Source organism: Pseudomonas sp. P20, assembly GCF_016463925.1.
Classification (GTDB): Bacteria; Pseudomonadota; Gammaproteobacteria; order Pseudomonadales; family Pseudomonadaceae; genus Pseudomonas; species Pseudomonas aeruginosa.
The window spans coordinates 64,423-77,459 of the sequence record NZ_JAEMVM010000004.1; the positions used below are offsets into that span (position 1 = coordinate 64,423).

General features: G+C 68.6%; 11 protein-coding genes. 5 read left to right on the forward strand and 6 right to left on the reverse strand.

All coding sequences use genetic code 11. The features are described 5' to 3' along the window. Positions 1-32: 32 nt before the first annotated feature. Complete coding sequence (locus JHD77_RS06485) at positions 33-761, forward strand: MBL fold metallo-hydrolase (protein ID WP_191519242.1); 729 nt, start codon at positions 33-35, stop codon at positions 759-761. A 59-nt stretch (positions 762-820) separates the two neighbouring features. Here the strand turns inward: JHD77_RS06485 and JHD77_RS32640 are convergent, their stop codons facing one another. Beyond that, complete coding sequence (locus JHD77_RS32640; RefSeq protein ID WP_003087006.1) at positions 821-955, reverse strand: PA1414 family protein; 135 nt, start codon at positions 953-955, stop codon at positions 821-823. A 154-nt stretch (positions 956-1,109) separates the two neighbouring features. After that, the gene (gene ptrR, locus JHD77_RS06490; RefSeq protein ID WP_003082949.1) at positions 1,110-1,982 is read right to left on the reverse strand and encodes a putrescine utilization regulator PtrR; all 873 of its coding nucleotides are present in this window, start codon (positions 1,980-1,982) and stop codon (positions 1,110-1,112) included. A 104-nt stretch (positions 1,983-2,086) separates the two neighbouring features. On the opposite strand from ptrR, the gene JHD77_RS06495 reads away from it, so the two are divergent. Beyond that, complete coding sequence (locus JHD77_RS06495) at positions 2,087-3,280, forward strand: MFS transporter (protein ID WP_003105421.1); 1,194 nt, start codon at positions 2,087-2,089, stop codon at positions 3,278-3,280. On the opposite strand, the gene JHD77_RS06500 is transcribed toward JHD77_RS06495, so the two are convergent. From JHD77_RS06500 to aphA, 3 genes are all read right to left on the reverse strand, one after another. Continuing rightward, positions 3,240-4,151, reverse strand: coding sequence for a DMT family transporter (locus tag JHD77_RS06500; protein WP_003082945.1), 912 nt, complete (start codon positions 4,149-4,151; stop codon positions 3,240-3,242). The genes JHD77_RS06495 and JHD77_RS06500 overlap by 41 nt on opposite strands. Positions 4,152-4,351: 200 nt before the next feature. Continuing rightward, on the reverse strand, positions 4,352-5,443 hold the full coding sequence (locus JHD77_RS06505) for an extracellular solute-binding protein (RefSeq protein WP_003082943.1): 1,092 nt from the start codon (positions 5,441-5,443) through the stop codon (positions 4,352-4,354). A 10-nt stretch (positions 5,444-5,453) separates the two neighbouring features. Beyond that, positions 5,454-6,494: an acetylpolyamine amidohydrolase AphA gene (gene aphA, locus JHD77_RS06510; RefSeq protein WP_003105417.1), complete on the reverse strand. Its 1,041-nt coding sequence runs from the start codon at positions 6,492-6,494 to the stop codon at positions 5,454-5,456. Positions 6,495-6,703: 209 nt separating this feature from the next. Between aphA and JHD77_RS06515 the strand changes: the two genes are divergently transcribed. The 3 genes from JHD77_RS06515 (at position 6,704) to JHD77_RS06525 (ending at position 10,929) form a co-directional block, all read left to right on the forward strand. Beyond that, positions 6,704-9,127 (forward strand): DUF3772 domain-containing protein, encoded by a 2,424-nt coding sequence (locus tag JHD77_RS06515; protein WP_003105416.1) that lies wholly within the window; start codon positions 6,704-6,706, stop codon positions 9,125-9,127. 66 nt (positions 9,128-9,193) lie between these two features. Further along, on the forward strand, positions 9,194-10,135 hold the full coding sequence (locus JHD77_RS06520; protein ID WP_003082935.1) for a class I SAM-dependent methyltransferase: 942 nt from the start codon (positions 9,194-9,196) through the stop codon (positions 10,133-10,135). A gap of 35 nt (positions 10,136-10,170) precedes the next feature. Then, positions 10,171-10,929, forward strand: a complete 759-nt coding sequence (locus tag JHD77_RS06525) for a nucleotidyltransferase domain-containing protein (RefSeq protein WP_003105415.1) — start codon at positions 10,171-10,173, stop codon at positions 10,927-10,929. 19 nt (positions 10,930-10,948) lie between these two features. On the opposite strand, the gene JHD77_RS06530 is transcribed toward JHD77_RS06525, so the two are convergent. Then, positions 10,949-12,904 carry a UvrD-helicase domain-containing protein gene (locus tag JHD77_RS06530; protein ID WP_003105414.1) on the reverse strand — a complete coding sequence of 652 codons (1,956 nt, stop codon included), beginning with the start codon at positions 12,902-12,904 and terminating at the stop codon, positions 10,949-10,951. Between the last annotated feature and the right edge of the window lie 133 nt (positions 12,905-13,037).

Here is a 13,037-nt window from a genome sequence, read left to right on the forward strand (position 1 = left end):
CTGGGATAGCCTTTCCACCGACAGAGACCGCGATGAGAATCGTCAGCCGCGACCGCTGGTTCGAAACCCGGCACTTCTACAACGGTATCAGCCTGATCCACGAGCCCTACGTGCGCCCCTTCTATCGCTGCAACATGTGGCATGTCCAGGGCCGCGAGCGCGACGTGCTGGTGGACAGCGGCTCCGGTCTGGTCAGCCTGCGCGAGCAACTGCCCTGGCTCACCGAACGACCGCTGCTGGCGGTGGCCAGCCACACCCACTTCGACCATATCGCCGGCCACCACGAATTCGCCGAGCGCCTGGCGCATCCGGCCGAGGCGGAGATCCTCGCCGCGCCGGACGGCGACAGCACCCTGGCGCGCGCCTATGTCGGCGACGAGATGTTCGAGGCACATCCGGAGTGCCCGCTGTGCTACGCCAAATACCGGGTGCGAGCAGCGCCGGCGACCCGACTGATCGACGAAGGCGACGTGCTCGATCTCGGCGACCGCGTGCTGCAGGTGCTGCACACGCCCGGGCACTCGCCGGGCGGCATCAGCCTGTGGGAAGCGGCAACACAGACGCTGTTTTCCGGCGACATCGTCTACGACGGTCCGCTGGTCGAGGATGCCTATCATTCCAACCTCGACGACTATGCCTCCAGCCTCGCGCGCCTGCGCGAGCTACCGGTGCGCACCGTGCATGGCGGGCATTTCGCGAGCTTTTCCGGGGAGCGTTTGAGGGAAATGATCGTCGCCTGGTTCAGGAACCACGATCGATAGACCAAAACCGGGACTCTGGCCAGCGCCGCAGGCGGAGGCCAGAGCGTCGGGGAACCGGCTCAGCGACGTTGCCGCGCGGCGAGGCGCCGGCGTTGCTCGTCGTTTTCCACCGGGATGGGTTGCATGCGCGGGGGCTCGATCAGGCCAAGGGCGACACCGAGTTGCCACGCCAGGTTTTGCAGCCAGAGTTTCATGACAGGCCCCTTGTCCAAGGGAAGGAGAATCGGGCGACCTGACAAGTCAGGTCGCCCTAGGAAAGAGTAGACCGGCGTCCCACTCTCCGCACGTTCCACTCCGTCCTTGGAAACAACTTTACTGCGGGAAACCGGCCCCGGACCCTGACCTGAATCAAGCCAACGCCGATTCCCGCCCTTGCAGGAGACCGATCCAGGCCTTCAGGTTGGCGCCGACCATGCCCTTGCGCCAGACCAGCCAGGTATTCGCCCGGGCGAACGGTTCGGCCAGCGCATGCACCGCCACCGACTCCCGCCCCGGCAGGCTTTGCAGCATCGACACCGGCATCAGCGCCACCCCGCCGCCGGCCACCACGCAGGCCAGCATGCTGTGGTAGGACTCGATCTCCATCACCCGGCCCATGCTCACCCGCGCGCTGGCGAACCAGGACTCCAGCAGCAGGCGATAGGAGCAGCGCGGGCGGAAGGCGATCACCGCGCTGCCGGCCACATCCTCGGGACCGCGCACCGGCGGGTGGCCATTCTCGGTGACCAGCACCATGCGCTCCTCGAACATCGGCAGGCCCTCCAGACCGTCGAAGTCCAGCGGGCCGTCCACCAGCACGGCATCCAGGCGCCCGCCCAGCAGCGACTCGACCAGCTCGCCGCTGGGCGCGGTCTGCAATTGCAGGTTCACCGCCGGATAGCGCCGGTGGTATTCCGCCAGGCGCGGCGGCAGGTGGATCGCCGCGGTGCTGTACATCGAGCCGAGGGCGAAGTCGCCCACCGGTTCGCCCCCCTGCACCGCCGCGCGCGCCTCCTCCTGCAGGGCGAACAGCCGCGCGGCGTAGTCCAGCAGGACCTTGCCGGCCGGCGACAGTTGCAGGCGCTGGCGTTCGCGGAGGAACAGGTCGACGCCAAGCTGTTCCTCCAGTTGCCGCAGGCGCGTCGACAGGTTCGACGGCACCCGGTGCAGGCGCTCGGCGGCGCGGGCGATGGAGCCTTCCTCGGCGACCGCCTGGAAAATCCTCAACTGGCCGAACTCCACGATTAATTCTCCAAAACAGAACAAGTAATTCACGATTATTCATTTTTACAGAACTGCCGCAAGACCTAACCTGCTGCCATTCATCCCCCGGCAGGAATCCGCACATGTCCCGTGATTTTCTTCGTTCGCCGCTGGTCGGCCTGCTCGCCTGCCTGCTGGCGCTGGTGGTCGCCATGGGGGTCGGACGCTTCTCCCTGACCCCGCAACTGCCGCACCTGATCCGCGAAGGCCAGCTCGACCTGACCGGCGCCGGCCTGCTGGCCGCCGCCAACTACCTCGGCTACCTGGTCGGCGCGCTGGACGCGCTGTTCGCCCGCGAAGCGCGGCAGGCGCGCTTGCGCCTGCTGGTCGGGCTATGGGCCTGCTTCGGCCTGACCCTGGCCTCGGTCTGGGCCGAGGGCTTCTGGCCGCACGCGCTGCTGCGCTTCGGTCTTGGCGTGGCCAGCGCCTGGGTACTGATCATGGTCACCGCCCTCAGCCAGCGCCTCGCCGCGGAAAGCGGTCGGGCCCGGCTGGGCGCGCTGGTGTTCGCCGGCCCCGGCATCGGGGTGATGGTCACCGGCCTACTGGCGGCATTGGGCAACGCCCTGGGCCAGGACTCGGTGTTCATCTGGAAGCTCTTCGCCGACCTCGCGCTGGTCCTGATCCTCATGCTCCTGCCGCTGCTGCCGCGCCCGGCCGCACGCAGCGCCGGCCACGACGCGCCTGCCACGGCAAGCGAGAACGCCGGCCTCGGCCGCCTGACCTGGGCCTACGGACTGGTCGGCCTCGGCTACATCATCCCGGCCACCTTTCTCTCGCAGATGGCCGCGGCGCGTTTCCACGGGCAATGGCAGGCCGACCTGTTCTGGCCCTGCTTCGGCCTGGCCTCGGCCACCGGGGTAGTGCTGATCAGCCTGCGCCGGCAGCGCCCGGACGGCACCCGCCGCTGGCTGGTCGGCGCGCTCTGGCTACAGGCCCTCGGCGTGCTCGCCTGCCTGCTGCCGGGGATCGGCGGACTGGCCCTGGGGGTAGTGCTGACCGGCCTGCCGTTCCTCGCCGGCATGCAACTGGTGATGCAATACGCCCGCGAACTGGCGCCGCATACGCCGCAGCGCAACGCCGGCCAACTGACCACCGGTTTCGCCCTCGGCCAGTTGCTCGGCCCGCTGCTGGCGGCGCTCAGCACGCATTTCGCCGGCGGCCTGCAACCGGCGCTGGCGCTCGCCGGGCTCGGCCTGGTCTTCGCCGGCCTGCTGTTGCGCCGGCCGCACTCGCTCAGCGTCGCAGCAGGCGTCGCAGCCACTGCTCGCCGCTGACCAGGGTGATGCCGGCGAGGACCAGCGCCGCGCCGGCGACGAAGTTCAGGCTGAGCGGCTCGCCCAGCAGCAATACACCGAAGGTGACGCCGAACAGGGGGGTCATGAAGGAGAAGATCGCCAGGTTGTTCGCCAGGTAGCGACGCAGTAGCCAGAACCAGCAGAAGTAGCTGGCGAACGACACCACCACGCCCTGGAACAGCACGCTGGCGGTGCTCACCGGGGTCCAGCGGACCTCGCCGAACTGGCCGCTGAAAAGAGCGATCAGCAATAACCCGGCGCATGCCACGAACAATTGGTAGAACAGCGTCAGGCTTGGCGGTGCCTCGGACAGCCGGGTGCCGCGCACTGCCACCGTGGTCGCGCCCCAGGACATCCCGGCGAGCAGGCCGAAAGCGTCGCCGAGCAGCATCCGCCCATCCATTTCCGCCCACGACAGGCCTCCGCCGAAGGCCACCGCTATGCCGCCGAAGCACACCGCCACGCCCAGCCACTGCAAGGGCCGCAGGCGTTCGCTGGGAAGCAGGAAGTGCAGCCCGAGGGCAGAGAAGATCGGCGCGGTATAGAGGAACACCGACATGTGCGAAGCCGTGGTGTATTGCAGGCCGAGGGCGATGAACAGGAACTCCAGGGCGAACAGCGTGCCGGTCAGCAGGCCGGCGCCCAGGGTGCCCTGGCGCAAGCCCTCCCAGCCGCCGCGCCAGCACATCAGCAGGCCGACCAGGGCGGCGGCGATGCCGGAACGGATGGCCGCCTGCATGACCGGCGCGATGTCCGTCGCCGCCCACTTGATGGTCACCTGCTGGATGCCCCAGATCACGCAGAGCAACAGCATGGTCTGGAAGGCGAAGGCATCGGCGGACTTACGCATGGCGGACTCACAGGCAGGCATGGAAGGAAGCGGCCGCCAGCGGCGACCGTCGGGCAGCGCCATTATGGACAAGCCGGCGCGCCCGGTCGAAGCCTGGAAGCGACCTCCAGCGGGCCGTGGGCGGCGGTTCCGGCCTGCTTGCCTGGCCTGGCCTGGGGGACGCTATCCGTCCTGCGAACCCGCCATCTGGCCGCGGCCGCTCACTTGCCGGTCTTGATCTTGCTCCAGGTCCGCGTGCGCAGCCGCTCCAGCTTCGGCGGCAGCATTTCCACCGAATACAGCCTGGCCTGCACTTCTTCCGGCGGGTAGACGTTCGGGTTGTCGCGCAACTCCGCCGAGATCAGGCCGTCCGCCGCCTTGTTCGGGTTGGCGTAGGCCACGTAGTCGGAGATCGGCGCCACTACCTCCGGGCGCAGCAGGTAGTCGAGGAAGGCGTGCGCCTGCTCGACGTTCTTCGCGTCGCGCGGAATCGCCAGCACGTCGAACCAGGCCGCGGCGCCCTCCTTCGGGATGCGGTACTCGATGCGTATGCCGTTCTTCGCTTCCCTGGCCCGGTTGGCCGCCTGCATCGCTCCGCCGGACCAGGCGATGGCCACGCAGACGTTGCCGTTGGCCAGGTCGCTGACGAACTTCGAGGAACTGAAGTAGGTGATGTACGGGCGCAGCTTCGCCAGGTGCTCCTCGGCTCGGCGGTAGTCTTCCGGCTGGTGGCTGTTGGGCGACAGGCCGAGATAGTGCAGCACCTCGGGGATCACCTCGGTGGGCGAGTCGAGGAAGGCCACGCCGCACTGTTGCAGCTTCGCCAGGTTCTCCGGCTTGAACACCAGGTCCCAGGAGTCCAGCGGCGCATCGTCGCCGAGCACCGCGCGGACCTTGTCGAGGTTGTAGGCGATGCCGTTGGTGCCCCACATGTAGGGCATCACGTAGCGGTTGCCGGGGTCCTTGCCGGCGAGCACCTTGAGCAGGGCCGGGTTGAGGTTCTTCCAGTTCGGCAGCTTGCTCTTGTCCAGCGGCTGGAACACCTCGGCCTTCAGGTAGTTAGGCAGGAAGCTGTCGCTGGGCACCACCAGGTCGTAGCCGGAATGCCCGGACAGCAGCTTGGCCTCCAGCACCTCGTTGCTGTCGTAGACGTCGTACTTCGGCGCGATGCCGGTCTGCGCCTGGAAGTTCTTCAGGGTGTCCGGGGCGATGTAGTCGAACCAGTTGTAGATCCGTACTTCCGGCGCGGCCTGGACCAGCCCGGCGGAAACGGCCAGCGCGAGGCCGGCCAGCAGCTTGCGAGTCGATTGCATGCTTCGCTCCTCAGCGGGCCGCGCCTTCGTAGCCCTGCAGCACGTTGACCGCGTTGATGCCGATGGCTTCCACCGCATAGCCGCCTTCCATGATGAACAGGGTCGGCAGGCCCAGCCGGGCGATGCGCTCGCCCATCCGCAGGTAGTCCGGCGAATCCAGCCTGAACTGGGAGATCGGGTCTTCCTTGTAGGTGTCCACGCCAAGGGAAATCACCAGGGCATCCGGGGCGTAGCCGGCGATCCGCACGCAGGCGTCGTCGAGCGCCGCCGACCAGAGGTCCCAGCCGCTGCCATGGGCCAGCGGATAGTTGTGGTTGCAGCCCTCGCCGGCGCCTTCGCCGCGCTCGTCTGCGTAGCCGAGGAAGTACGGGTATTCGACCCGCGGATCGCCATGGATCGAGGCGAACAGCACATCGTCGCGGCGGTAGAAGATATCCTGGGTGCCGTTGCCATGGTGATAGTCGACATCGAGGATCGCCACGCGCCGGGCACCCTGGTCGAGGAACGCCTGGGTGGCGATGGCGGCATTGTTGAGGAAGCAGTAGCCGCCCATGAAGTCGCCACCGGCGTGATGGCCCGGCGGACGGCAGAGGGCGAAGGCGCTGCGGGCGCCCTGGCGCATATGCTCCTGGGCGGTCAGCGCGACCTGGGCGGAGCTGTAGATGGCCTGCCAGGTGCCGGCGGTGATCGGCGCCTCGGTGTCGAAGCTGTAGTAGCCCAGCTCGCCCATCAGCGCCGTGGGGATCGGCCCGTCGCGGCGCAGGCGGCGGCCGGGGAAGGTGGTGGACACCAGGTCGCCGCTGTGGCCTTCGGCGGTCCAGCGGGCCCAGGCGCCCTGGAGGAAGTCCAGGTAGGCGGCGTCGTGGATGCGCAGCAGCGGCTCGCGGCCGAAATCCTTCGGCGCGATCACCTCGCCAAGGTTCTGCGACTTCACCCGGGCCAGCACGGTGTCGGCCCGGCTGGGCATTTCGAAACAGGGTTGCAGCTTGCCGTCGACCAGTTCCGACTGGCCGAAGTGCAGACGATGATCGTCGCTGTAGACGCTCAGCATGGAGAGACCTCGCAGGTTTCTTGTTCTTGGTGGAGGGATTCTGCCCAGCGCGCGGTCGCGGCAAAACGGCGGCGGCGGCCAAAAAGGGATCGATATGGCCAGAATCCATGTCCCTTTAGCGCCGCCTGGCGATTATCGACGCGGGGAATTACTCGGCGCCCGCGCCGGTCCATACTGCTTGAGCCAGTCAGGATCGAAAGGGGGATTCGATGAGGCGCGCCAGCCTGCATATGTTGCTCTGCCAGTTCGCCATGGCCCTGGGCCTGCTCCTGAGCCTGGGCAGCGAGGCCTGGGCCGCCAGGCCGGCTCCGCAGGCGGCCGTCGACCTGGAAGCGCCGCCCGCCCTGGCCGAGGACGCCAGCCTCGACCAGCTCAACGCGCAACTCGACCTGATCCGCCAGCGCGTTACCGCCGACGCCAGCGACGACCTCCTCGCCGAGTTGCGCCAGAGCGCGCTGCAAGTCCAGCGTCAGGCCGACGCCCTGCTCGCGCTACGGGTGGCCGACATCGAGCGGCTCGACGATCAGTTGAAAGTGATCGGCCCGCCGCAGCCCGACGAGGCGGAAAGCCTCGCCGCCCAGCGCCAGGCCCTGACCCGGCAGAAGAACGCCCTGCTCGATGACGAACGCCAGGCCACCCAGCTCGGCCAGTCGTCCCGCGACCTGGCGGCACAGATCGTCAACCTGCGCCGCAGCCTGTTCAACTCGCAGATCAGCAGCCGCGCGGCGACACCGTTCAGCCCAAGCTTCTGGTCGACCCTGATCCGTCCCACCGACGACGACCTGCGCCGGCTGGACAAGCTGAAGGCGGAGGCCCTGGTCGCCTTCGACAGCGCCATCGCGCCCGGACACCGCTGGGCCTTCGCCGGAACCCTGCTGGCCACCGTGCTGGTCTGGAGCTTCGGCCGCCGCCTGCTGGAGCGCATGCTTACCTGGGCGATGATCCGCTGGCTGCCGGAAGGCCGCCTGCGGCGCAGCGCCCTGGCCCTGGCGGTCGGGCTGGCGACCATCCTGACCATCGTCGGCGCGGTGTCGCTGATGCGCTGGGGCCTGGAAAGCAACGCCAGCCTGAGCCCCGACATGGCCAGCCTGACCGATCAACTGGTGAGCCTGGCGACCTTCTGCGCCTTCATCGCCGGCCTCGGCCGCGCCCTGCTGATGCTGCCGCGACCATCCTGGCGGCTGCCGGCGATCCCGGACAGGATCGCCAGCGCCCTCGGCCCGTTCCCGGCGATCCTCGCGGTGGCGCTGATGCTGGTGGCCACCGAGGAACGGATCAACAGCGTCACCGGCACCAGCCTGGCCCTGACCGTCGCCCTCAACGGCCTGACCGCGCTGGTCACCGCGCTGATCTTCGCCGCCGCCCTGCTGCGCTACCACCATGTGCGGCGCAAGCACGACCTGGAGCGGCCAGGCGGGATCGCCGGGCTGATCCCCTTCGTCGCCTCGGTATGGATCGCAGCGATCCTCCTCGCCCTGTTCACCGGCTACCTGTCGCTGGCCTACTTCCTCACCGGCAAGCTGCTGTGGATCAGCGTGATCGCGGCCACCACCTACCTGCTGATCGCTTTCTTCGGCGACATCTGCGAAACCCTGCTCTCGCCCAAGCATCCCAGCGGCCTGGCGCTGGCCAATGCGCTCGGCCTGTCGCCGCGCCACCAGGCCCAGGCCAGCACGGTGCTGGCCGGGGTCGGCCGCACCCTGCTGCTGCTCACCGCGCTGCTGCTGGCCTTCCTTCCGGTCGGCTCGAGCCCCAGCGAACTGCTGCAGGGCTTCGCCCAACTGGGCGAAAGCAGCAAGACCCTGGGCAACCTGAACATCGTCCCGCAGGACATCCTGGTCGCCCTGCTGCTGTTCGTCGGCGGCCTGTTCGCCCTGCGCATCGTCAAGCGCTGGCTGAGCGAGCGGTTGCTGCCGGAAACCAACATGGACGCCGGCATGCGCGCCTCGCTGGTGACCCTGGTCGGCTACCTCGGCTTCGTGCTCCTGGCGATGCTGGTGATGTCCACCCTGCGCATCAACCTGACCAGCCTGACCTGGGTGGTCAGCGCCCTCTCGGTAGGCATCGGCTTCGGCCTGCAGGCCATCGTGCAGAACTTCATTTCCGGCCTGATCCTGCTGACCGAGCGGCCGGTGAAGGTCGGCGACTGGGTCAGCCTGGGCGGGGTCGAGGGCGATATCCGGCGGATCAACGTGCGCGCCACCGAGATCCAGATGGGCGACCGCTCCACGGTGATCGTGCCGAACTCGCAGTTCATCTCCCAGACCGTGCGCAACGTGACCATGGGCAATGCCCTCGGGGTGGTCGGGGTGAACCTGACCCTGCCGCTGGACACCGACGCGATGAAGGTCCGCGAACTGCTCCTGCAGGCCTTCGCCGAACACCCGGCGATCCTCGACGCACCGGCGCCCTCGGTGACGTTCAAGGATCTCGCCAGCAACGGCCTGGTGCTCAACGCCAGCGGCTTCGTCAACAGCCCGCGTTCGGTGGCCGGCGCGCGCAGCGACCTGCTCTTCACCATCCTCGACCGCTTGCGCAGCGAAGGCATCGCGCTGTCCTCGCCACAGAGCCTGCTGATGATCCAGGATGGCGGCCCGGCCAGCGCCGCGCCTGCGCCCGCGACGCCCGATTGAAGCGAAGGGGCGGACTGTCCGTCACGCAACGGGTAGAATCCGCCCCTTTTTCAACGCCGAACCGCCATGAATCGCGAAGCCCTCGATACCCTCCTCCAACACCTGCTCGCCGCGCTGTCCCCGGCGCCGGCGGAGACCCGCCGTCTGTTCCATGGTCGCGGCCGCTGCTGGCCGGGCCTGGAACAATTGACCGCGGACTGGCTGCAGGGCGTCCTGCTGGTGACTCTGTTCAAGGAGCCGCAGCCGGAGGAACTGCAGGCCTTGCGTCGGACCCTGGGGCAACTGACCACGGCGCCGGCCTGGGCTGCGAGCCAAGGCCGGCATCTGGTCCTGCAGCACCGCTACCGCCCAGACAGCGCCTGCGAATGGCTGTCGGGCGAGCCGCTGGAAACCTGGGACATCGTGGAAAACGGACTGCGCTTCCGCCTCGACCTGGGACGCAACCAGAACACCGGGCTATTCCTCGACATGCGCCTGGGCCGCCGCTGGGTGCAGGAGCAGGCCGCCGGCCGCCGCGTGCTCAACCTGTTCGCCTACACCTGCGGCTTCTCGGTGGCGGCCATTGCCGGCGGCGCCAGCCAGGTGGTCAACCTGGACATGGCCCGCGGCCCGCTCAACCGCGGCCGCGACAATCACCGCCTGAACGGCCACGACCTCGGCCGGGTGAGCTTCCTCGGCCACGAACTGTTCAAGTCCTGGGGCAAGCTGCGCAAGCTCGGCCCGTACGACCTGGTGATCGTCGATCCGCCGAGCTTCCAGAAAGGCAGCTTCGTCCTGACCCAGGACTACCGCAGGATTCTCCGCCGCCTGCCGGAACTGCTGGTGCCCGGCGGCACCCTGCTGGCCTGTATCAACGACCCGGCCATCGGCCCCGACTTCCTCCTCGAGGAAACCGCCCGCGAGGCGCCGTCGCTGCACTTCGTCGAACGCCTGGAGAATCCGCCGGAGTTCCCCGATGTCGACCCCGCGGCGGGCCTCAAGGCGCTGCTGTTCCGCAACGCAGGCTGATCGACGCGCGGGCGGCGTGCCGCTAGGCTGTCGGCATGGACATGCCCGATGGCTTCATTCCCCTGCCGCCACGCGTCGAACCGCAGGCGGCCTTTCGCCCCCTGCTCGACGACCTGCGCCGAACCCTGGCCCGGCCTCCGTTCGAGCGGGCCGTGCACAGCGTCTACCTGTACGGCAGCGTCGCCCGCGGCGAGGCCATCACGGGGCGCTCCGACCTCGACCTGACCCTGGTCCTGCGCGACCCGCCCAGCCCCGAACTGGCCGCGCAACTGGAAACCGCGCGCCTGGCATTGCAGGCGCGCCACCCGGAAGTCAGCAAGATCGATTTCGATATCGGCCACCTGGACCAGGCCCGCGATCCGGCCAACCGCGATAGCTGGGGCTATTGGCTCAAGCACCGCTGCCGCTGCCTGTGGGGCGAAGACCTGGCCAGCGCCCTGCCGCCCTTGCGTCCGGCGAAAGCCATCGCCCTGGCCCTCAACGGCGACTATGCGCAGGTGCTGGAAGACTATGCGCGACGCCTGGAAAGCGCGTCCTCGGAGGAGAAGCGCCGCCGCCTGCAACGGGAAGCGGCGAAGAAGCTGATCCGCTCCAGCGACATCCTTCGCGGGGAGACGGAGAGCGTCTGGCCGGAGACCCTGGAGCATTACCTGGCGCTGTTTCGCGCGCGGTACCCCGGACAGGCGCCGGCCCTGGAATATTTCAAGGCCGTGCTGGACGGCCAGGTCACCGACCCGGCGGTGTTCATCGAGCGCCTGCGCGCATTCAGCGCCTGGATGCAGCGCCAGGCGTAGCCCGCCGAGACAGTCGTCCTCAGCGTCGGGCCAACAGGGCCGTGGCGCCCTGCGCCTTGCGCGTGTACCAGAGCACCCGGCTGACGCCACGGGTGATCGCCACGTAGGCCAGGCGCAGGCTTTCGTCCTCCATGGCCTGGTCGTAACTGTTGCGGAAGAAGCCCGATGCCGCGTACAGCGCGTTGCGCAACGGATGCTTCTCGCCCGGCAGGCAGTCGTCGACGACGATCGCCACTTCGGCCTGGAGGCCCTTGGCGCGATGGATGGTCATGCCCTTCACCGGCAGCGCGCGATCCAACTCCGCCTGGATCGCCTGCAACGGCTCGTTGCGCCGGCTCAGCAACAGCACCGCGGTGCGCTCGCTGCTCTCGCGAGCGGCGGCGTGCTCGCACTGGGCGCGGATTTCCGCCAGTAGCTTCGGCAGTTGCGCACGCAGGTCGAAACGCTGCACCAGCTTCACGCCATGGTCGCCCGGCTGGATCGGGCGGAACGCGCGGCAGGTCTTGTCCTGCTTGAAACGCACCCCGGCCAGCACCTTCTCGCCGTCGCGAATGATCGGTTCGACGGAGCGGTAGTTGGTTTCCAGCACCAGCAGCGCGCTCTTGCGTCCCCGCCCACGCGAGGGGAAGTGCCGGTCGAAGTCGATGAACAGCTCCGGCGAACTGCCGCGCCAGCCGTAGATCGACTGCCAGTCGTCGCCGATGGCCATCAGGCTCGGCGCGGTGCCCTGGGTCGCCAGGCGACGGTGCAACGCCTGTAGCCAGAGGACGATCTGCGGCGAGACATCCTGGAACTCGTCGATCAGCAGATGGGTGAACGGCGCCAGCGCCGTTTCCGCCAGGGCCCCGCCGGCCATCCGCTCGCCGAGCTGCTGGAACGCGGCGTCGAAGGTCATCAGGCCCTCCTCGCGCAACAGCGCCTGGAACCTCGCCCAGAACAGTGCCATGGCTTCGACGAAGATCTTCTCGCGCAACCCGCATTCCAGCTTGCCGCTGTCCAGGCGTTCGACGCGCAGGCCCAGGCTCTCGGCGAACCCGGCCTGGGCATGGAAGGCTTCGTACAGCGGCAGCGCCTGGAACTCGCCGGCCAGCTTGAACGGCTCCAGCGGCGCCTTCGGCTGCCGCCGCGCGCCCTCTTCCGGCTCCGCCGGCGGCGGCAGTTCCAGCAGCTTGTGGGTCTTGGCGCGGAACGCCGGGCTTTCCGCGTAGCACTGCTGGTAGGCCTGCTTCAGCAGGCGCTGCTGGGCCGGACGCAGGCGTCCGGCGGCAAGGGGGTTGTCCGGCTCGGCGGCGGGGTCGCGGTCGTCCAGTTGTTCGAACCAGCGCGGATTGCCGAGCACCTCGCGGGCCAGGCTGCCGAGCGCCGAATGGAAAGTGCGCACGCACTGCCGCGCCTGGGCCGCGTCGAACGGGTACTGCCAGTGCGCGAGCAGCCGCAGCAATTGTTCACGCAACTGCGCACAGGAGGCGTTGGTGAAGGAAATCACTGTCAGCCGCTGCGGCTCGACGCCCAGGTGGCAGAGCATGAACACCACCCGCAGGACCAGGGTGGTCGACTTGCCCGAGCCGGCACCGGCGAAGATCCGCGCCAGCGGCTGGCGGCAGAGGATCATCGCCCACTGTTCCTCGGACGGCGGGCTGACCACACCGAGCGTCACGGCCTGCGCCACCTGCTCGCGCATGGCGCGCTCCTGGGATTCGTCGACCTTCAGTGCGGCAGCCGGATAGATTCCCTGCGGCGCGCGCCGCGAGGCGGCAGCGGGCTTGCGCGGGGTCCCCCGAACGGCGCCCTTCGCAGGCTTGCCGGCGGCCTTGGCCGGAGCCTTCGCGGCGTTCTTCCTGGAGCGGGCCTTGGCCGGCTGCAACAAGGCTTCGCGAGCCTCGCGCTCGGCCTGCAGGTAGGCGGTGGTACGCGGGAAACAACGCGCCAGGGCGCTGGAGAGCATCGACTTGTAGCGCCGTACGGCAGACAGCATCGGGGACCGGTCCAGACAAAGCATGTGGCTGAATCATAAGTGTTTTCCGCCCTCGGCCGACAGTCGGACGCGGACCGCCCATCGCGCCAGGGCAACCCTTGCGCGACTGCGCCGGTCTACCCTTCGGGCCCTG

Bases quoted from the DNA above. Each gene is read 5' to 3' on its own strand.
- JHD77_RS06485 (WP_191519242.1), top strand. From the start codon at position 33: ATGAGAATCGTCAGCCGCGACCGCTGGTTCGAAACCCGGCACTTCTAC.
- JHD77_RS32640 (WP_003087006.1), bottom strand. From the start codon at position 955: ATGAAACTCTGGCTGCAAAACCTGGCGTGGCAACTCGGTGTCGCCCTT.
- JHD77_RS06495 (WP_003105421.1), top strand. From the start codon at position 2,087: ATGTCCCGTGATTTTCTTCGTTCGCCGCTGGTCGGCCTGCTCGCCTGC.
- JHD77_RS06500 (WP_003082945.1), bottom strand. From the start codon at position 4,151: ATGCGTAAGTCCGCCGATGCCTTCGCCTTCCAGACCATGCTGTTGCTC.
- JHD77_RS06505 (WP_003082943.1), bottom strand. From the start codon at position 5,443: ATGCAATCGACTCGCAAGCTGCTGGCCGGCCTCGCGCTGGCCGTTTCC.
- aphA (WP_003105417.1), bottom strand. From the start codon at position 6,494: ATGCTGAGCGTCTACAGCGACGATCATCGTCTGCACTTCGGCCAGTCG.
- JHD77_RS06515 (WP_003105416.1), top strand. From the start codon at position 6,704: ATGAGGCGCGCCAGCCTGCATATGTTGCTCTGCCAGTTCGCCATGGCC.
- JHD77_RS06520 (WP_003082935.1), top strand. From the start codon at position 9,194: ATGAATCGCGAAGCCCTCGATACCCTCCTCCAACACCTGCTCGCCGCG.
- JHD77_RS06525 (WP_003105415.1), top strand. From the start codon at position 10,171: ATGGACATGCCCGATGGCTTCATTCCCCTGCCGCCACGCGTCGAACCG.
- JHD77_RS06530 (WP_003105414.1), bottom strand. From the start codon at position 12,904: ATGCTGTCTGCCGTACGGCGCTACAAGTCGATGCTCTCCAGCGCCCTG.